Origin of the sequence: Pelobium manganitolerans, assembly GCF_003609575.1 — a bacterium.
Lineage (GTDB): Bacteria > Bacteroidota > Bacteroidia > Sphingobacteriales > Sphingobacteriaceae > Pseudopedobacter > Pseudopedobacter manganitolerans.
Genome location: NZ_MBTA01000026.1, coordinates 205346 through 224020, shown reverse-complemented (window position 1 = coordinate 224020; position 18675 = coordinate 205346). Strand labels below are relative to the sequence as shown.

19 protein-coding genes and 2 riboswitches are annotated in these 18675 nt (G+C 41.6%); of the genes, 13 read left to right on the top strand and 6 right to left on the bottom strand.

What is annotated here, in order from left to right:
• Positions 1-41: 41 nt before the first annotated feature.
• On the bottom strand, positions 42-2750 hold the full coding sequence (locus tag BCY91_RS12950) for a valine--tRNA ligase (RefSeq protein WP_120182466.1): 2709 nt from the start codon (positions 2748-2750) through the stop codon (positions 42-44).
• A gap of 173 nt (positions 2751-2923) precedes the next feature.
• Between BCY91_RS12950 and BCY91_RS12945 the strand changes: the two genes are divergently transcribed.
• Genes BCY91_RS12945 through mnmD form a run of 4 tightly spaced genes read left to right on the top strand, consistent with a single transcriptional unit; the run spans position 2924 to position 6313 of the window.
• Complete coding sequence (locus tag BCY91_RS12945) at positions 2924-4975, top strand: M13 family metallopeptidase (RefSeq protein WP_120182465.1); 2052 nt, start codon at positions 2924-2926, stop codon at positions 4973-4975.
• Complete coding sequence (locus BCY91_RS17650; RefSeq protein ID WP_182995389.1) at positions 4969-5208, top strand: hypothetical protein; 240 nt, start codon at positions 4969-4971, stop codon at positions 5206-5208. Before BCY91_RS12945 ends, BCY91_RS17650 begins: the two co-directional genes overlap by 7 nt.
• A complete protein-coding gene (locus BCY91_RS12940; RefSeq protein WP_245989133.1) occupies positions 5201-5611 on the top strand; it encodes a rhodanese-like domain-containing protein in 411 nt (136 codons plus the stop codon). The genes BCY91_RS17650 and BCY91_RS12940 overlap by 8 nt, the downstream gene beginning before the upstream one ends.
• Before the next feature lie 3 nt (positions 5612-5614).
• A complete protein-coding gene (mnmD, locus tag BCY91_RS12935; protein WP_120182463.1) occupies positions 5615-6313 on the top strand; it encodes a tRNA (5-methylaminomethyl-2-thiouridine)(34)-methyltransferase MnmD in 699 nt (232 codons plus the stop codon).
• Positions 6314-6447: 134 nt separating this feature from the next.
• Here the strand turns inward: mnmD and BCY91_RS12930 are convergent, their stop codons facing one another.
• On the bottom strand, positions 6448-6738 hold the full coding sequence (locus BCY91_RS12930; protein ID WP_120182462.1) for a YgaP family membrane protein: 291 nt from the start codon (positions 6736-6738) through the stop codon (positions 6448-6450).
• A 141-nt stretch (positions 6739-6879) separates the two neighbouring features.
• Between BCY91_RS12930 and BCY91_RS12925 the strand changes: the two genes are divergently transcribed.
• From BCY91_RS12925 to BCY91_RS12885, 9 genes are all read left to right on the top strand, one after another.
• A complete protein-coding gene (locus tag BCY91_RS12925; RefSeq protein ID WP_120182461.1) occupies positions 6880-7155 on the top strand; it encodes a hypothetical protein in 276 nt (91 codons plus the stop codon).
• Positions 7122-7601 carry a hypothetical protein gene (locus BCY91_RS12920; RefSeq protein ID WP_120182460.1) on the top strand — a complete coding sequence of 160 codons (480 nt, stop codon included), beginning with the start codon at positions 7122-7124 and terminating at the stop codon, positions 7599-7601. The genes BCY91_RS12925 and BCY91_RS12920 overlap by 34 nt, the downstream gene beginning before the upstream one ends.
• 159 nt (positions 7602-7760) lie before the next feature.
• Complete coding sequence (locus BCY91_RS12915) at positions 7761-8648, top strand: EamA family transporter (RefSeq protein WP_120182459.1); 888 nt, start codon at positions 7761-7763, stop codon at positions 8646-8648.
• A gap of 495 nt (positions 8649-9143) precedes the next feature.
• Positions 9144-10805 (top strand): BCCT family transporter, encoded by a 1662-nt coding sequence (locus BCY91_RS12910; RefSeq protein ID WP_120182458.1) that lies wholly within the window; start codon positions 9144-9146, stop codon positions 10803-10805.
• 3 nt (positions 10806-10808) lie between these two features.
• Positions 10809-11687 carry a universal stress protein gene (locus tag BCY91_RS12905; RefSeq protein WP_120182457.1) on the top strand — a complete coding sequence of 293 codons (879 nt, stop codon included), beginning with the start codon at positions 10809-10811 and terminating at the stop codon, positions 11685-11687.
• Positions 11688-11783: 96 nt separating this feature from the next.
• Positions 11784-11873: riboswitch (TPP riboswitch) on the top strand.
• A gap of 59 nt (positions 11874-11932) precedes the next feature.
• The gene (locus BCY91_RS12900) at positions 11933-12649 is read left to right on the top strand and encodes a class I SAM-dependent methyltransferase (protein WP_120182548.1); all 717 of its coding nucleotides are present in this window, start codon (positions 11933-11935) and stop codon (positions 12647-12649) included.
• A gap of 4 nt (positions 12650-12653) precedes the next feature.
• Complete coding sequence (locus BCY91_RS12895) at positions 12654-13709, top strand: AIR synthase-related protein (protein WP_120182456.1); 1056 nt, start codon at positions 12654-12656, stop codon at positions 13707-13709.
• Positions 13706-14365, top strand: a complete 660-nt coding sequence (locus BCY91_RS12890) for a thiamine phosphate synthase (protein ID WP_220699480.1) — start codon at positions 13706-13708, stop codon at positions 14363-14365. Before BCY91_RS12895 ends, BCY91_RS12890 begins: the two co-directional genes overlap by 4 nt.
• Entirely contained in the window at positions 14346-14612 is a 267-nt protein-coding gene (locus BCY91_RS12885) for a Trm112 family protein (RefSeq protein WP_120182455.1), read from the top strand. Before BCY91_RS12890 ends, BCY91_RS12885 begins: the two co-directional genes overlap by 20 nt.
• Positions 14613-14677: 65 nt before the next feature.
• Here BCY91_RS12885 and rpiA read toward each other — a convergent pair whose 3' ends face one another.
• The 4 genes from rpiA to mgtE all read right to left on the bottom strand — a co-directional run bounded on the left by rpiA (position 14678) and on the right by mgtE (position 18288).
• Entirely contained in the window at positions 14678-15340 is a 663-nt protein-coding gene (rpiA, locus tag BCY91_RS12880; RefSeq protein WP_120182454.1) for a ribose-5-phosphate isomerase RpiA, read from the bottom strand.
• Between the two features lie 41 nt (positions 15341-15381).
• Entirely contained in the window at positions 15382-15867 is a 486-nt protein-coding gene (locus BCY91_RS12875) for a GNAT family N-acetyltransferase (protein ID WP_120182453.1), read from the bottom strand.
• A gap of 6 nt (positions 15868-15873) precedes the next feature.
• Positions 15874-16872: a biotin synthase BioB gene (gene bioB, locus BCY91_RS12870; protein ID WP_394341557.1), complete on the bottom strand. Its 999-nt coding sequence runs from the start codon at positions 16870-16872 to the stop codon at positions 15874-15876.
• A gap of 66 nt (positions 16873-16938) precedes the next feature.
• A complete protein-coding gene (mgtE, locus tag BCY91_RS12865; protein WP_120182451.1) occupies positions 16939-18288 on the bottom strand; it encodes a magnesium transporter in 1350 nt (449 codons plus the stop codon).
• Positions 18289-18522: 234 nt separating this feature from the next.
• A riboswitch (SAM riboswitch) is annotated at positions 18523-18624 on the top strand.
• Positions 18625-18675: the final 51 nt, after the last annotated feature.

Sequence of the window (18675 nt, the reverse complement as noted above, 5' to 3'; positions counted from 1 at the left end):
TAAAAACAGGCACCCTGCTTTTGCAGAGGCCTGTTTTTTGTTTAGCCTAAAGCGACCAAAGACGCTTGCAAAATTTTAATTTTGGCTTCGGCATCAGCCTTTTTATTTTGCTCATTAGCCACCACCTCGGGCTTGGCATTTTGCACAAACTTTTCGTTAGATAGCTTTGCATTAACAGATTTCAGGAAGCCTTCCAGATATTGGATGTCTTTCTGGATGCTTTCTTTTTCTGCTTCTAAATCAATACTGCCTTCCAAAGGCACAAAAAACTCGTCTCGGCCTGCCATAAAACTGGCTGCACCGCTTAATTTTTCTTCGGTTTTACTCAGCTCGTTTATATTGGCTAGTTTAGCAATAATCCCTTTAAAGGCTAAATAATCAATATCCGAGTTGCTTTTTACTGATAAGGAAAGTGCTTCTTTTGGCGAAATCTGCTTGCTGTTGCGGATGTTTCTCAACTCTGAAACCACTTGTTTTACCGCGTCAATTTCTTTCAATATTTTTTGATCGATGTTGCCTACTTGCGGTCTTTGCGCTACAATGCAGCAATCTTTAGTGTTGCGATGCCCAAAAACTTCGTCGTGCCACAGCTCTTCGGTGAGGAAAGGCATAAACGGATGCAAAATCTTCAAAATGTTTTGAAAAAAGCCTAAGCTGGCTTCGTACGTTTTTTTATCAATCGGACTTTGGTAAGCGGGCTTTACCATCTCTAAGTACCAAGCGCAGAAATCGTCCCATACCAGTTTATAAGTTGCCATTAACGCTTCTGATAAGCGGTACGAGTTAAAGTTAGCTTCAATCTCTGCTAAAGCTTCGTTAAAACGAGATTCGAACCATGCAATGGCAACTGCATTTGTATTATTTTCTTCAGAAATAGTTGGTGTAAGATCGCCCCAGCCTTTTATCAGCTTAAATGCGTTCCAAATTTTGTTTCCAAAGTTTCGTCCTTGCTCGCACGATGTTTCGTCAAACATAATGTCGTTACCGGCGGGCGAGCAAAGCAACATGCCCACACGTACGCCATCCGCGCCGTATTTCGCAATTAAATCTAAAGGATCTGGCGAGTTTCCCAAAGATTTTGACATTTTACGGCCTAGCTTATCACGTACAATTCCTGTGAGATAAACATTTTTAAAAGGGACATCATTACGGAACTCGTGCCCGGCCATAATCATTCTTGCTACCCAGAAAAACAGAATTTCGGGCGCGGTTACCAAGTCATTGGTAGGATAATAATAGTTGATATCTGCATTGCCTTTTGCTTCCGGGTTTCCGCAAACCGTAGGGTCAAAAACAGATATTGGCCACAGCCATGATGAAAACCAGGTGTCAACCACGTCTTCATCTTGGCGCAAATCAGAAACACTTAAATCCTCGAATTTCGAATTTTGAGCTTTAAATTCGGCAAGTGCTTCCTCGGCAGTTTTAGCTACCACTACCGCTCCGTTTGGCGCATACCAAGCCGGAATTTGCTGTCCCCACCACAACTGGCGCGATATACACCAGTCTTTCACATTCTCCATCCAGTGACGATAGGTGTTGATAAATTTATCAGGAATCAGCTTGATATCGCCATTATTCACATAATCTAAAGCCGGACCAGCCATTTCTTCCATTTTGCAAAACCACTGCATAGAAAGTTTGGGTTCAATAGCGGCATCGGTACGTTCAGAAAAACCTATTTGCGATTTGTAATCTTCAACTTTTTCTAAATGTCCGGCTTCATCTAATAACTTGGCAATTTTTTTACGTGCAACAAAACGCTCCTCTCCTACCAAAATCTGTGCTTTCTCGTTTAAAGTGCCGTCGTCATTTAAAATATCTATCACCTCTAGCTGATGCTTCTGGCCCAGCTCATAATCGTTTAAGTCATGTGCTGGAGTTACCTTTAAACAGCCTGTACCAAAATCCATGGTTACGTATTCGTCTAAAATCACCGGAATTTCGCGGTTAATTAAAGGGATAAATACGCTTTTGCCATGAAGGTGCAAATAGCGCTCGTCATTTGGGTTAATGCAAATCGCCGCATCTGCCATAATGGTTTCTGGCCGTGTGGTAGCTATGGTTAAGTATTCAGAGGTGAGATTTGAGATTTGAGACTTAGACTGCGGACCGCCGTCTTGAGACTTGATACTTGCTACTTGATACTTGATATAATACAACTTCTGGTTTACTTCTTTACGGATTACCTCTTCATCAGAAACGGCTGTTAAACCTTTCGGATCCCAGTTTACCATCCGCACACCGCGGTAAATCAAGCCTTTTTTGTGTAAGTGGATAAAAGTATCAATAACCGCCTCGGACATGGCCGGATCCATCGTGAAAGCTGTACGGTCCCAATCGCATGAAGCGCCCAGTTTTTTCAGTTGCTCTAAAATAATTCCGCCGTATTTATCTTTCCATTCGTAAGCGTGCTTTAAAAATTCGGCACGGCTAATATCTTTTTTGCTGATGCCTTGCTCTTTTAGCATGGCTACCACTTTAGCCTCTGTAGCAATGGATGCGTGGTCCGTTCCCGGCACCCAACAGGCGTTTTTACCGCTCATGCGTGCTTTACGGATTAAAACATCCTGAATGGTATTGTTAAGCATATGCCCCATGTGTAAAACGCCGGTTACATTTGGCGGCGGGATAACGATGGTATAAGGTTCCCTTTCGTCTGGCACCGATTTAAAAAAATCGTTCTCCATCCAATACTGGTACCATTTACTCTCAAATTCTTGGGGGCTATATGTCTTCGACGTACTCATCTTAAGCTAAATATTTTTTCGGAACGCAAAAATAGGGTTTATCAGCAAATTATTGGGCTTTAATTCCAATGTTAACATATACGGTCATCCGTTAAGAAAAGTAACAATACTGTCGATTTTTTGAAGGTGGCGCCGTTCAGTACGTATCTTCATGCATCAATTACACAACACACATGAACAAATTTACATCTAATAGCCTGTTTTTGGGCTTAATTGCTGTGGCCAGCGTCGGCAATTTATCTGCCCAAAGCAGCAAATCGCCAAGTCCGGATAAATTTATCAACGTGGCTAATATGGATTTAAGCGTAAAGCCAGGCGATAATTTTTACGAATACGCCAATGGCTTATGGCTAAAAAACAATCCGATCCCGGCGAAAGAGGTACGTTGGGGAAGCTTTAACGTTTTGCACGATTTTAACGTGAATGCGGTACGCAGCTTGTTAACCCAAGCTGCTGCCAATAAAAACGCTAAGTCCGGATCATTAGAAAAACGTGTGGGCGATTTTTACGGCGCAGGTATGGATAGCTTAACCATCGAAAAACTAGGTTACAGCCCGATAAAACCTGATTTAGCAAAAATTGACATCATAAAAAATTTAGAGGGCGTAAAAACAGCAATTGCCAGCTTAAGAACCAACGGAAGCGCCTCGCCTTTGTTTGATTTTTATGTAGATCAAGACAGTAAACATCCCGAAGTAATGGCCGCTATCTTGAGCCAGGGTGGTATCACCTTGCCGGATAGAGATTATTATCTGAAAGATGACGCGCGCTCTTTAAAAGCCCGCGAGGCTTATCAGCAATATATCGTTAAGCTTTTTACTTTAATCGCCACGCCACAGTTAACGGCAGAGAAAAATGCGAAAACAGTTTTTGATATCGAAAGACAATTAGCGCAGGCACAATATAGCCGTGTAGAGATGCGCGATCCTTACAAAACTTATAATAAGTTTAGCTTAACTGATTTTAGCAAGCAAACGCCCGGTTTAGATTGGAAAAAGTTAATGGCAGAAATGAAAGTTACCGAAGAAGATTCTCTGATTGTGGATAATCCGGCATTTTTTACAACCGCTGCTAAACTTTTGCAAGATGTACCGGTAGAAAACTGGAAGGTTTATCTTAAATGGAACATCCTAAAACGGGCTGCCAACAGTTTAAGCTCGCCTTTTGTAAACGCAAGCTTTGAATTTGGCAAAGTGCTAAGTGGGCAAAAAGTGCAAAAACCCCGTTGGGAACGCATGTCGGGCACTACAGATGCTGTAATAGGCGAACTTTTGGGGCAGTTGTATGTGAAAGAATATTTTAAGCCAGAAGCTAAAGCCAGAATGCAAGAACTGGTGAGCAACCTTTCTAAAGCTTTCGAAATCCGCATTAACAAGCAAGATTGGATGAGCGACTCTACCAAACAAAAAGCATTGGATAAATTACACGCTTTTACGCCAAAAATCGGCTATCCGGATAAATGGGAAAACTATGAAGGTTTGCAAATTAACCGCAACACCTACTTTCAAAACCTAAGAAATGCGGGCGCCTGGGCTTATAACAAGATGATTAGCAAATTGGGCAAGCCGGTAGACAAAACCGAATGGGGAATGACACCGCCTACGGTAAATGCTTACTACAACCCGGTTTTGAACGAGATTGTTTTTCCGGCCGGCATTTTACATTTTCCGTTTTTTGACCCCAAAGCAGACGATGCCATTAATTACGGAGGCATAGGCGCAGTAATCGGACACGAGATGTCGCACGGTTTTGATGATGAAGGAAGCCAATATGACAAAGATGGCACTTTGCGCAACTGGTGGACTGCTGAGGACCTGAAGAATTTTAAAACACGCACAGAAAAGTTGGCCGAACAGTTTGATGGATATACGGTTTTAGATACCGTGCACGTGAACGGAAAACTTACTTTGGGCGAAAACATTGGCGATTTAGGTGGCTTAAATGTAGCTTATGAAGCCTTTAAGATGACGAAGCAAGGTCAATCTAATGAGAAAATTGACGGCTTTACGCCAGATCAGCGTTTCTTTTTATCATGGGCACAAGTTTGGAGGATGAACATCCGCCCAGAAACTGCAGCGCAGCTGATTATTGTCGATCCGCACTCGCCCAGCGAATACCGCTCTGTTGGTCCACTGGTAAATATGGATGCTTGGTACAAAGCTTTTGATGTTAAACCGGGCGATAAATTATACGTAGCTCCGGAAAACCGGATTAGAATTTGGTAAACAAAAAAGGCGGATTAAAAACCGCCTTTTTTTATGTTCTTTTGTGCCCCAGTTTTGGGGCTTTTTATATATTAGCCTTTGGTTGCCCGCAAAATATTTTGCTTGCAATAACAAAGCACCGTATCTGTCCGTTAAAAAAACATGCTAAAAAATATTATCGTAGCATTCTTGGTCTTAAGCTCAACTATCGCCACCGCGCAGATAAAGAACGCGGATTACCAGGAGATGCTTGACAATTTATACCAGCACAATGTGCCTTTAATCTCGGTTGATTCGCTTAAACAACTAAAAAACGTGTATGTTTTAGATACAAGGGAAGATAATGAGTTTGAGGTGAGCCATTTAAAAAGCGCCAGAAATGTGGGTTATATCTGGTTTGATATGCGCAAAGTAATGGACATCCCCAAAAACGCCACCATTGTAGTTTATTGTAGCATTGGCTACAGAAGCGAAAAAATTGGTGAAAAGTTGTTAAAAAACGGTTACGCTAATGTGTACAACCTATACGGTGGTATTTTTGAATGGGTTAACCAACATAATCCTGTTTATAAAAGCAATGGCGTACAAACCAGTGAAATACACATTTATGATAAAAAGTGGGCGCAGTGGGTTAGCCACGGCACCAAAGTTTTGTGATTAATGGATCAAGATAATAGCGCATTACAAATAGTAAGCACCGCCGACGGCTCTAAAACCATTTACAATCCTTTTGTCGGCGAAAATTACCATAGCAAACACGGTGCATTGCAAGAAAGTGAGCACGTTTTTTTAAACTCGGGCCTACGCTACTATTTGGCAGATAAAAATGTGGATAGTGCTAGCGTGCTGGAAGTAGGCTTTGGCACAGGACTTAATTTTTTGCTGAGTGCAGATTATTGCCAGGCGAAGGAACTTAAATTGAGTTATGTAGGTTTAGAAGCCTATCCGCTTTCTAAAGCTTTATTAGAAGAAACGGGATACAAAAACTTGGTTTCTGCTAATTTGTGGAAAAGCTTTGTTGCTAATTATGAGGATAGCTTAACCCAACTTCAATCTATCACAGATTTTGTAAAGCTCAGCATTGTAAAAGGCGATGCCAAAGTTTATCAAACTGTACAAAAGTTTGATGTCATTTATTTCGATGCCTTTGCCTCCAACCATCAGCCAGAGCTGTGGGAAGAAGATTTTATTAAGAAGGTAGTGTCATTTTTGAAGCCCGGCGGTGTTTTTGTAACCTACGCTATCACCGGCAACTTAAAACGCACCATGAAAGCTTTGGGTTTACAAGTTGAAAAAGCGCCCGGCGCAGCCCGCAAACGCGAAATGCTCCGAGCGGTGATGGGCGGTGAGTGTGAGTAGTGAGTGTGAGTATCAAGATAAGGAGTTCATTAAAATTAATGAACTCCTCACCAATGAATTAATGACTAATAACTAATGAACTAATTAATTATGCCAGAACTAATTGACTAATGACTAATGAACTCCTCTCCCCGTTACCTCTCTACCACAACAACAGACGTGGAACCCAACTTGCTGTTTTCCAATCGTTCTGTAACTGGGCAATGACCGGTTACCCCTCGTTGCAATAAGCCGAAACCTAAAATCAGCTCGGTGGTGGCTAAAAGCGGACTCGAAAATATATTACTTACGCCTTTTAAAAAGATGTAGCTTCCGCTAGCCATTGATAAAATACGTTCGGTTTTACTGATATTGGTAAAAATATCTTCTTGCAGCAGCGTGTCTTCTAAAGACTGCGTCACTTCTTCAATTTTGTCTGTAATCATCGGTATGTTTTTATCAATGCATTACAATCATCATACCATTAGCGGATTAAAAAATAGGAGGCGGAAATGAGGACTGCAACTTTTTGTGGAGTAGATGCAGAAAAACGGAAAACTGATATATTTACCTTCTAAGCCAATTTTATGAAAACCTGCTTTCATTTCTTTTTGTGGCTTACTTTGATATGCAGCGCCTGTACACAACCTAAAAATTATACGAACGAATTTTTCATTTTAGGAACGCTAGACGATTACATGGGCAGACGTTTAGATCCGAGGTACAAAAACCAGATAGAACAGTACCATGGATCAGACGCTATTTTAATTGCAGCTATTGATTCAATAGTTAAAGTCACCTATCCACAAAGTGTTTATCAGCGAATAAAATGGGAAGGCAACACCTTGAAATCCGAGCCATAGCGCAAAAGCTTAACAGTTATTATAATTTTCAAAAAAGTACAGATTTCACCCCGCAAGGCGAACCTATATTAGAAGGAACACTAAAGGCAGCTATTTTTAAAAATGAACAAGCCAAACTAGCTTTTATCGCTGGCGCTTTTATTCGGTTTGGATCGATAGAAAATAAGCAATATGTTATCAGGATGGGTAATTCCGCATCTAAAATGCAAGCATTACAATCTTTGCTGACGGATCTTGGTTGCAATCCTAAACTTGAGATAATCCCTAACATCCCTAAAATAGCTCGCCTAACTTTTAGTCCAACTCCAAAATTAACGACGTATTTGAACAGCTACGAACCTGTGCGCAAAGAGATTGCGTTAAGCCGAGAGCACTATATACAAGAACGATTGAGAAAAAACCGCTCCAGGAACAACAACAAGCGTGAACTGAGGAACAAGAAGTAAAACAAAAAAGATTGAATTTGACGCGATAGGAATGTTTAAATGCCCAGTGCTAAAGGCATGTTAAGTTCTTTTCTGTAATTTCGCCAGCCGTTTGGCTTTATATTTTCCTGCGCTAAATTCTCGGGTTTAAAAAAGGAATTTTCGGGATGATGAAACTTTATGAAATATTATCTATCCGCAATCACAGGTTTTGCCATTTGGGGTACATTTGCTTTGGTGCTAAAGCCTTTAAGCGCGTTCCCCTCCATAGATATTTTAATTTATCGCGTTAGCTACGCAACCGTTTGCATTATTTTAGCCAGCCTACTTTTTAGAAGAAAGCAAACTTTTGAAAGCATTGCCAAAATTAAACAAATGCCAAGGCCCGAGCTACTCAGTTGGATATTGAACTTATTAATGAGTGCGCTAACCCTCAGTCTTAATTGGTTCTTATTCATTTACGTAATGAATGCGATAAGCGTTAACGCCACCTCTTTAGCTTATTTAATTTGCCCCATTCTCACTACGTTTTTAGCCGCGGTTTTTTTGAAAGAAAAGCTAAATAAAGGGCAATGGTTTGCCGTTTTCTTAAGCTTAGTAAGTTGCCTGATATTAGCGTATGGGCATTTTATTGATTTGTTTTACAGCATGGTAATCGCACTTTCTTATGCAATTTATCTGGTGCTTCAAAAAAACAAGTTTGATGTTGATCGTTTCTTCACCTTAACCATCCACATTACCGCAGGCGCAATCTTCCTAATTCCCGCTTTTCTTTTGATGGAGCAGCCCACAGAAAAAACACCCGTTTTTCATGTTCTCATTTTAGTAATTGCTGTTTTTTATACCATTATACCCCTGTTCCTCAATATTTACGCATTAAAAAAACTATCATCTTCTGTAGTTGGTACGCTCTTATACCTAAACCCAGTAATCAGCTTTTTACTTGCTGTACTTTACTATAACGAAGCTATAAATACCGCCCAAATTATTGGCTTTTCTTTAATCGTAATTGCGGTTTTCATTTTCAATTTTGCCTACTTTAAAGCGCAAAAAGGTTATGTGGAATAAGGAATCATCGTTGTCTAACTAACTAACTAACTAACTAACTAACTAACTAACTAACAACCTAACCTCAAGTATCCTTTAGCCCTACTCTAATCAGTCTTACGGCGGGCTTTCTGCGGACTTAGGGCGGACTTACAGCGGACTTACTATTTTACGGGAACGATTTTTGAAGGAGGGGTAGCCCCAGTTAAAAACAACGACTTACACCATAAATATAAAAAACTGCTACGATAAAAAAGATTATGATGTCCATTAATGTATTTGCGCTATAAAGGATAAACCATTTATACCGCGTTATTTCAAATTGTTTAGTTGTGTTAGTGTAAACGGTATGTTGTTTGTTGCTTAGCTGTTTTCCAAAACATCTTTAACCCTAAAATTCCAGCTCAGGTTTTTATAATTACCGCATTTGAGTGTTTTTCAGATTTTAGGTTAATCCTCTCACTAATAACTGCGTTTCAGCATTTTGAGGATTATTTGTTAAACAAAATATAGCATATGCAAATAAACACACTCAACAACAAAACAGGCAAAAAATTTCTCGGGATGGTGGTCAACAAAACGGTATTCTTGTCAGCCGTGGCAGTTATACTGTTAAGCGTGACACTTACCTTAGCATTCCACAATCAGGCAGATTACTATTTTGCGATAGCACAAAGCTACGTCTCGGGGCACGGAGGCTGGATTTACACCTTAGCGGTAAATATCTTCATCATCTTTTGTTTGTATTTGGCGTTTGGGAAGTTCGGCGAGATACGTATCGGGGGCGAAAAGGCAGAGCCCGAATTTAGCCTTTGGGCTTGGTTTGCGATGCTTTTTAGTGCTGGCATAGGCAATGGACTCGTGCTTTTCAGCATCGCAGATCCTGTTCGGGATTTTTTAGATCCGCCACGTTTAGCGGGGCAAAATCCTGCCGAAATTGCACAAGAAGCCATTAACTTCTCTTTTTTACATCATGGTATTCACGGCTGGGCAATTTACTCATTGGTTGGTTTATCGTTAGCCTATTTTACTTATAACCGCAAAATGCCTTTAACACTACGTTCGGCCTTTTATCCTATCATGGGTAACAAAATTTATGGCTGGTTTGGCAATGTGATAGACATTATGGCCGTAATTACCACGCTTTTTGGTTTGGCCACTACCATCGGTTTTGGTGTAGGGCAAATCAACTCGGGTTTTACACATATTTTCGGCACGTCTAGCACACTGTTTTATCAAATCGTCATTATCGCCGTAATTACTTTAGCTGCTACCCTATCCGCTTTTAGCGGACTAAACAAAGGGGTAAAAATCCTCAGCATATTAAACGTAAGGGTGGCTATCAGTATTTTTGTGTTGGTTTTGGTATTAGGTCCAACTACTTTTATCTTAAAATCTTACATCCAAAACATTGGCAGTTACCTTACCCATTTTATCGAAATGTCTACCTGGACAGAGTCGCTGCGCAATAGCGAATGGCAAAAAATCCGCACCATTATGTACTGGGGCTGGTGGATTTCTTGGTCGCCCTTTGTAGGAACCTTTATCGCCCGCATCTCGCGCGGAAGAACGATCAAAGAATTTATGCTTTGCGTATTAATTTTACCAGCGTTAGTTACTTTCTTGTGGTTTTCTGCCTTTGGCGGCACTACCATGAAAGATATTTTGCTAGGCGATACCGCGATGATTGCTGCCGTTCAAGACAATATCTCTACCGCGCTATATGTCTTTTTTGATAAGTTCCCACTGGCCATAGTCCTTAAAATTTTAGGCTTGGTGCTTTGTAGCTTCATCATTACTTCGGCAGACTCTGGCGCATTGGTAATGGACAGTATCACATCTGGCGGAAAGTTAAAAACCCCTCCGTTTCAGCGGGTAATATGGGCTGCCGCTACCGGTATTATTGCAGCCGTGCTGATGTATGGCGGAGGCTTAAACGCTTTGCAAACGGCCGTAACTATTTCTGGTTTGCCTTTTGCCATTTTATTGGTGATGATGTGTTTTTCTTTACTGTCCGGACTTAAAGAAGATCACCAGCGTAGTGAGCGGAAGAAAATGTTGCTCGAAAAAGAAACTTACCGTAAACACATTTTGCAACTGGTAGAAAAAGAGCGCGAAGAGCGAAAAAATCAGACAAACAGCGAAGAACAAAAAGCAGACGATACATCAAACCTATAAAGAATGAACACTAAGATTAAAATGAATAAAGAGCTGAGCGTTTTACTGGCGCTGGATTTAACCGAGATGGATGCCGTGCTTTTGCGGTACATCAGCTTTTTGTGCAGCAAATGGCCCATAAAAAAACTCTACTTCGTACACAACGTAAAGCGCTCTGCACTGCATAACTTATACGAAGATTTATTGAAAGAAGGCATTACCATTGAAGGTATTGTAGAGCGCGAACTAAACAGGAATATCAAAGCACATTTTACCGGATCCTGCAACTATGAGCTCTTGACCACGTCTGACAATTATACAGAAAGCGTGCTGACTGAGCTGGCCGAGCAATATGAGGTTGATGCGGTAATGGCAGGCAATAAAAGTGAAATACAAGGAACAGGTATTTTAACGCAAAAATTAGTGCGGATGTTGGATTGTAGTTTATTGTTGGTGCCAGAAACCACCCAAAACCGTTTGCACAAAGTTTTGGTGCCCACAGATTTTAGTACCGCATCTGCCCGTTCTTTTGACGCCGCGCGCAGTTTAGTCGAAAATTTCGACGGTGGAATTGAGGCACTGCATGTTTACGGCATCCCCTCTTTTTTCTTTCCTTATATTGATTTTGAGCAAGCATTAGACCGTACTAAACTGCACCTGGACACCCGAATGCAACAGTTTATTAAAAAATACGAGCTACCGCGCTACATCAAATTCAAATTTGTAGATAAAGAAGAATCCTCTACCGTTGAAGTAATTGAAGAAGAAGCAGGAAAAGGATCATTTGATATGATGATCATCTCTGCAAAAGGCGCCAACAATTTAACCAAGCTGTTTGTAGGCAGCACCACCAATGATATGCTATTGCGCGATAGAGTGATGCCTTTATTGGTGATAAAATGATGGAGATAGACGTTAGCACACTCGGGGCATTGCAAGCATAAACTTCTAAAAATTAAAACATGCACCGATAGTCAAAACAATTGACCATATTTGTTGAACAAAAGCACGGGGTGCCCGCAAGGCTGAGATTTACACCCGATACCTGATTTGGATAATGCCAACGTAGGGATGCAATTGAAAGTAGCCATTTCAAGCTCCGTTATTGGTATATGCCTATCCGGAGCTTTTGTTTTAAAACAAAAGAGATGGAACTACAAAAATTTTCTACCGATTTAATTCCCCTAGAACAACAAAATTGGCAAGGCCGGCCCGAGTGGTTTTTTAACCGGGAACATACCGACACCTACGAGCAATGGTACGAAGGCCGTTACAAACGCGCCGAAGTTTGGCAAAAAAAAGTAATGGAACAGCTGGTTTCAGCAGATAGCCGTGTAAAGACGCTATTGGAATTTGGCTGTGGCACCGGACGCTTTACGCGATGGTGGGAACAAATAGGCATTGAAGCCAGCGGTGGCGACATTTCTCCATTAATGTTATCACAGGCGCGCCACCTCTTTAAAGGAGATTTGGTAATGGCCGACTCGCACCACATGCCGTTTAAAGACAACACTTTTGATGCCTTGGCCTTCATCACCACCTTTGAGTATTATAAAGATCCGGTAAAGGTAATCCGCGAAGCAGCGCGGGTAGCTAAGCATGGGATTGCTATGGGCATGATGAACCGCTACTCGCCCAAAGTGGCGCGTCGCCGGATGCAGGAGCTATTTGGTAAAAACCCTTTTTACCTCACCGCAACATTTTACTCGCCTAAAAAACTTATAGAAATTATTGATACGGCTTTGGAGGGGCGTCAATACAGCGTACGCTGGACCTGTACGGGTTTGCCAAAATGGTTCCCGGTGCAGCAATGGAGCTTGCCTTTCGGCGATTTCTTTGGTTTATATATCGAATTAAAAGACTAGCCCCATGTATAAATTATCTGGGAAAATTGGGCACCACTTTTTTGATGGTTTGATTGCCGGCCGTTGTGGTTACCGCAGAGATGAGCTGGCGCAAGGTCCGCAATTCGGACTTGATGTTGCCGTGGTAGATTTGCATAATAACCTTTCTATGGCTTTAACCAGCGATCCGCTTTCGCTAATTCCGTCTTTAGGCATGCAAGAATCGGCCTGGTTATCTGTGCATTTAATGGCCAATGATATGGCTACAACAGGTTTTGCGCCAATGTATGCGCAGTTTGTTCTCAACCTGCCCCCTAGCCTTAGCCAGCAAGATTTTGACAGCTATTGGAGTTACATCCATCAATACTGTGTTTCAATGAAAACGAGTATTACAGGCGGACACACCGGTTTTATTGAAGGTCAAAACTCTACTATTGCCGGTGGCGGAACTTTTATAACCGTAGCCCCTAAGAATCAGTTATTAACGGCAAACATGGCACAAACAGACGATGAAATTTTAGTGACCAAATCTTGCGCAATATCATCTGCGGCTATTTTAGCTTTAAGCTTTCCGCAAACGGTCAAAAATAAAGCAGGCACAGAAATTCAGAATCTGGCTGGCGAATCTTTCTACCACACTTCATCGCTTAAAGATGCTTTAGCGGCCGTAGGTGACGCACGCGAATACACAGATGTTAGCGCCATGCACGACGTGACCGAGGGCGGCGTTTTAGGTGCGATATATGAAATGGCAACTGCTTCAAATTTGGGTGCTTTAGTTTTTGATCAAAAGTTACCCATAAACCAAGTGCAAGAGAAAGTTTGTGCGGTTTTTGATTTGAACCCTCGCTTTTGTATAGGCGCTGGGGCGATGATTATAGCTTGTAAAAAAGGAACATCCGCCACGGTGGTCGAGCGCTTGGCGAAAGAAAACATTGCCTGTACCAAAGTTGGCGAGTTTAAGCCTAAAGCATTTGGCGTTAAACTGTGCAAACAAGAGCAAAAAGTCGACATGCCTTATTTAAGCACCGACCCCTACTGGGCGGCTTTTTTTAACGCATTAAATAGCGGATGGAAATGATGGAACTTAAGAAAAAAATAAACAACGGCGTTTATCTGGTGGTTTCGCCTTCTATGGATTTAAATGTAATGCTTACAAAGTTGGAAAGCATACGCATAGAAAATTTAGCTGCTTTGCAAATTTGGGATTGCTTTAACCCAAACGACGATGCCGTAACAATTGTAAATGCCATTGCCGATCTTTTTGCGGGCAGCACAACCCCCGTTTTAATAAATAACCGTTGGGATTTATTGGCGCAATGCAATTTAGATGGCATCCATTTAGATGAAATCCCCAAAAACTATAAACAGCTAAAAACCGCCATTGGCAAAGATATTATTGTTGGCATTACCTGTAATAACGATTTAGAAACTGCAAAATGGGCGGATGAAAACTTGCTGGATTACATCTCTTTTTGTTCGATGTTTCCGTCATCAACAGCTACAAGTTGCGAACTGGTAAATCCAGAAACTGTTATAAAAGCACAAAATATGTTTAAAATGCCTTTGTTTTTAGCCGGCGGAATTAAGCCCGAAAACTTAGAAAGTTTAAACAACTTAAACTACGATGGCATTGCGGTAGTGTCTGGCATCATGGAAGCGAAACACCCAAATCAAGCTTTAAAGAACTATCAAAATAAACTTAACATTTACGAAAATGAAAACAACCACCTTTAATAAATTATGCTGCCCCTTTGATAAGGGAGATTTAAACCTAGAAATTATCGGGCAAGATTTGGATGGCAACATCTTAGAAGGCATTTTAAACTGCCAAAGTTGCAAGCGGGTTTATCCAATTGTTTCTGGCATCCCTATCATGAGTCCAGATGAATACCGCGAATTTCGCCTAGAAAAACCCTTGTTAAACCGCATGGTAGGCGAACGTATGTCTTCCGATTTTCGGTTAATTGAGCAGGAAAATTGAGCTTTTAAGAAATGGGTATAATAAAAAAACGGGCTAAAAAGCCCGTTTCTTATTTCTAAAATGGTTTACAAACTTAGCAAGCCACCGTTTCCGTCTTCGCTGATGACCACATTGGCCATACCTGCAAAAATACCGTTTTCCACCACGCCTGGGATGGCATTCATTTTTGCGGCTAACTTTGCGGGTTCATCAATCCGCTCAAATTTGCAATCGGCAATGTAATTTTGGTTGTCGGTGACTACCGCCTGCCCGTCTTTTACGCGTAAAACAGGCTGGCAACCTAAAGCTTTTAACTGCGCCATGGTAATTTCTTTGGCAAAAGGCGTAATTTCTACAGGCACGGCAAAACTTCCTAAAACTTCAGAACCTTTAGCAGCATCCGCAATAATTACATAAAAATCTGTTACCGAGGCGATAATCTTTTCTCGCAACAAAGCAGCGCCGCCACCTTTAATTAGGTTTTTCTGCGGGTCAAACTCATCTGCACCGTCAATGGTAACGTCAATGCGTTTCACATCTTCAATAGCGAGCAATGGAATGTTTAAAGATTTTGCCAGCTCTTCAGTAGCTTTAGAGGTAGGTACGCCCTTAATCTGCAATCCGTTTTTAACCAGTTCACCAATTTTTTGTATGGCAAAAAACGCGGTAGATCCGGTTCCTAAGCCTATCACCATTCCGTTTTTTACATATTTGGCAGCTTCTTCGCCAACCAACTGTTTAGGGTTCATATTTTACATTTAAGGCCAAGGCTGTTAGCTGAGGCGTTAATTTATTTTAAATTTAAGCTCATCTTCAAAATATCGTAACTTTTATTGTTGTGCGATATCTGAAAATCATTTTCCACAAAGCGGAATCCGTATTTTAGGTAGCATTTTTCTGCTGGCTTGTTTCCGCCCAAAAGGTACAAATCCATCCTCTCAATCTGCAGATGATCTAAGGCTTTTTGGTTAAGCAGGCTAATCAGTTGCTGCCCCAATCCTTTTCCACGTTTTTGGCTTTCGCCGATGATGAGGTGGCCTAAACGTGCCGAAAAATCATCCTGCGGAATAATTTCTCCATAGCCGACAGGCGTTAAATCACCATCCACAAAAAGATAGATTAAGCGTTCCGGATGTTTCGAGATATAATCTGTCAACTGTTCGCGCGTAAGCGGATAATCAAAGGCGATACCTGCAAAACGTAGCATCGTCTCCTCATCGATAATCCAATTTATAAGCGTCTGAAAATGCTGTTCTTGAAAAGGAATTAGTTGCATTGTCTCCTACTCTGCTGCAGCTAAAGGTTGCGTTTGTTGCGGTCTGCCGTTTTTAAACGCTTCGCGTGTTCTTAAACCTAACAACTCAAACATCGCTAAGTCATCAGAAAAAGCAGGGTTAGGTGTGGTCAGCAATTTATCTCCGGCAAAAATAGAATTAGCGCCCGCCATAAAGCAGAAAGCTTGTTCTAAAACACTCATCTCGTTACGGCCGGCAGATAAACGCACCGCGCTTTTAGGCATAATAATCCGGGCGGTGGCAATCATACGTACCATATCCCAAATTTCTACGCGTGGCTGGTCCTGCAAAGGTGTTCCTTTTACCGGCACCAAAGCATTTACCGGCACCGATTCGGGGTGTTTAGGCATGTTTGCCAGTACCTGCAACATTGCCACACGGTCGTCCACGGTTTCGCCCAAACCGATAATACCGCCGCTGCACACCGTTAGGTTTGCTTTACGAACGTTCTCTATCGTTTCTAAACGATCATTATAAGTACGGGTAGAAATGATGCGGTTGTAATCTTCTTCAGACGTGTCTAAGTTATGATTGTAGGCGTACAAACCGGCGTCGGCCAAACGCTGGGCTTGGTGTGCATTTAACATCCCCAAAGTGCAACAAACCTCCATATCCATCTCGTTCACTGCCTTTACCATGTCAACCACTTTGTCAAAGTCGCGGTTATCCCTTACCTCGCGCCAAGCAGCGCCCATGCACAGACGGGAAGCACCGCCGTCTTTCGCTTTTTGCGCCAAACTTACCACATCTTCCACCTTCATCATGGCTTGTACCTCAATATCTGTATGGTAACGGGCAGCTTGGGGGCAATAAGAACAATCTTCTGGGCAACCACCGGTTTTTATAGATACCAATGAGCTAATTTGAACTTCCGAATAATCGTTGTTTGCGCGGTGTATGCTTGCCGCTTCATATACCAAATCCAAAAACGGCTTATTGTAAATTGCCAAAATTTCTTCTTTAGTCCAATCGTGTCTGATTTGCATTATAATGAGATTTTAAATTCGTGCATCCCGGGTAAGGATGTTTTATACGCTAGAAAATTTAAGCAATTATAGTAATAATTTGGAGGCTAGCCCCAATAAAAATAAAAATCCAAAAACGTCTGTAAAGGTGGTGATGATGATGGAAGAGGCAATTGCCGGATCCACTCCTACACGTTTTAAAAACAAGGGAATACCTGCGCCGGTGATCCCGGCAATCAACAAATTACCCGTCATGGCGATAAAGATTACCAAACCCAAAAGCAAATTATCATCATAAAAATAGGCAAATACACAAACGATCAAACCGTTAACTGCTCCGTTAATTAAACCTACGGTAAGTTCTTTTAAAACAGTGCGATAAGCTTGGTTATCTGTTAAATCACTTAAAGTGATTCTTCTGATGGTAACCGCTAAAGCCTGAGTGGCAGCATTACCGCCCATACCCGCAATAATAGTCATGTAGCCCGCCAAAACTACCAGCTTTGAAACGGTTGGTTCAAAATAGCGGATTACCGACGAAGCCAAAAATGCGGTGCCCAAGTTTAAAATAAGCCAGGGCAAGCGCGATTTTACCGCATCCCACCAATTACCGCTCAATTGCTCATCTTCAGAAACGCCCGAAAACTTAAGGATGTCTTCGGTGTTTTCTTCTTCCAAAACATCAATTACATCGTCAAAGGTGACGCGCCCCATCAACTTCATGTTCACATCTACCACCGGAATGCTGGTTAAATTGTACTGCGAAATCAAATCTGCCACCTGCTCTTGGTCGGTATCTGTTTTTACATAAACAAAATTGGTGTTTACCAATTGCGCAATGCTTACGCCGGATTTGGCTTTGATGATGTCTTTTAACGAAACAATCCCCTGCAAAACATCTTGATGGTCTACCACATAAATGGTATAAAACTCCTCAATTTCCTCGCTTTGCAACACAATTTGGTCAATTGCCTGCTTTTTAGTCATTGCCGCGTCCACCTTAATTACCTCGGTGTTCATTAAACCACCGGCGGTATCTTCGGCATAGGTCATTAAGTTGCGGATATGCACCGCATCTTCGCTATCTAAATCTTGCAGAATTTCGTGCTGGTCTTCCTTATCCAGTTGCGAGATAATGTCCGTGGCATCATCATAATCCAGTTCTTCAACAATCTCTTGCCGTTTTTCCGACGGCAAATCAATCAGCAGGTCTTCCGGATGGGCTTCTGCTTTCATCTCGGAAATGACTTGCGAGGCAATTTCTACCGATAAAAGATGTACAATGCGCTTTTGTGCTTCCAGCGGTATCGACTCGAATAAAATTGCAAGTTCAGAAGCGTGGTAATCTTCCAAAAGCAACTGCAGCTCATCCTCTGGCCCTTCTAAGGCTTGTTTTATTTTTTGGATGTCGCTTTTGTCGATGTCGAAAGATTGCATACGCGAAAGTACGGCTTCGGCATAAAAAAATTAGCTGAGCAAAAGATTTTTGTTATAGAAATGCCACATTTTTTTCAACAAACCACGCGTTGGGTATCGGACCGGCATTTTAGTGCTCTAAAACCGGTTTTAGAAAAGGCTTTCGTGAAATCAAATTTGGAAATCTGGAATTTAACAACGTATCTTCGCATCATCATTTGGCGAAAGTCAAAATCAATTCCCACAACAGGTCTTGATTTATAAAGAAGCGGCGAGAGATTAGGCTCAGAGACCCGCTGGCAACCCTTAAAAAAAGAGAAGGTGCCAATACCTAGCCCGTAAAGGGAGCTATAATTTAAAAGACATGGAAAAACTACACATACCCTCAGGTTTTATATTTTTGCTAAA

What these genes read in the sequence shown, in the direction of transcription:
- BCY91_RS12895 (WP_120182456.1), top strand. Translation starts at nt 12,654, where the DNA reads ATGTATAAATTATCTGGGAAAATTGGGCACCACTTTTTTGATGGTTTG.
- mgtE (WP_120182451.1), bottom strand. Translation starts at nt 18,288, where the DNA reads ATGCAATCTTTCGACATCGACAAAAGCGACATCCAAAAAATAAAACAA.
- BCY91_RS12925 (WP_120182461.1), top strand. Translation starts at nt 6,880, where the DNA reads ATGAAAACCTGCTTTCATTTCTTTTTGTGGCTTACTTTGATATGCAGC.
- BCY91_RS12905 (WP_120182457.1), top strand. Translation starts at nt 10,809, where the DNA reads ATGAACACTAAGATTAAAATGAATAAAGAGCTGAGCGTTTTACTGGCG.
- BCY91_RS12900 (WP_120182548.1), top strand. Translation starts at nt 11,933, where the DNA reads ATGGAACTACAAAAATTTTCTACCGATTTAATTCCCCTAGAACAACAA.
- BCY91_RS12885 (WP_120182455.1), top strand. Translation starts at nt 14,346, where the DNA reads ATGAAAACAACCACCTTTAATAAATTATGCTGCCCCTTTGATAAGGGA.
- BCY91_RS12950 (WP_120182466.1), bottom strand. Translation starts at nt 2,750, where the DNA reads ATGAGTACGTCGAAGACATATAGCCCCCAAGAATTTGAGAGTAAATGG.
- BCY91_RS12890 (WP_220699480.1), top strand. Translation starts at nt 13,706, where the DNA reads ATGATGGAACTTAAGAAAAAAATAAACAACGGCGTTTATCTGGTGGTT.
- BCY91_RS12875 (WP_120182453.1), bottom strand. Translation starts at nt 15,867, where the DNA reads ATGCAACTAATTCCTTTTCAAGAACAGCATTTTCAGACGCTTATAAAT.
- BCY91_RS12915 (WP_120182459.1), top strand. Translation starts at nt 7,761, where the DNA reads ATGAAATATTATCTATCCGCAATCACAGGTTTTGCCATTTGGGGTACA.
- BCY91_RS12920 (WP_120182460.1), top strand. Translation starts at nt 7,122, where the DNA reads ATGGGAAGGCAACACCTTGAAATCCGAGCCATAGCGCAAAAGCTTAAC.
- rpiA (WP_120182454.1), bottom strand. Translation starts at nt 15,340, where the DNA reads ATGAACCCTAAACAGTTGGTTGGCGAAGAAGCTGCCAAATATGTAAAA.
- BCY91_RS12940 (WP_245989133.1), top strand. Translation starts at nt 5,201, where the DNA reads ATGCTTGACAATTTATACCAGCACAATGTGCCTTTAATCTCGGTTGAT.
- mnmD (WP_120182463.1), top strand. Translation starts at nt 5,615, where the DNA reads ATGGATCAAGATAATAGCGCATTACAAATAGTAAGCACCGCCGACGGC.
- bioB (WP_394341557.1), bottom strand. Translation starts at nt 16,872, where the DNA reads ATGCAAATCAGACACGATTGGACTAAAGAAGAAATTTTGGCAATTTAC.
- BCY91_RS12945 (WP_120182465.1), top strand. Translation starts at nt 2,924, where the DNA reads ATGAACAAATTTACATCTAATAGCCTGTTTTTGGGCTTAATTGCTGTG.
- BCY91_RS12930 (WP_120182462.1), bottom strand. Translation starts at nt 6,738, where the DNA reads ATGATTACAGACAAAATTGAAGAAGTGACGCAGTCTTTAGAAGACACG.
- BCY91_RS12910 (WP_120182458.1), top strand. Translation starts at nt 9,144, where the DNA reads ATGCAAATAAACACACTCAACAACAAAACAGGCAAAAAATTTCTCGGG.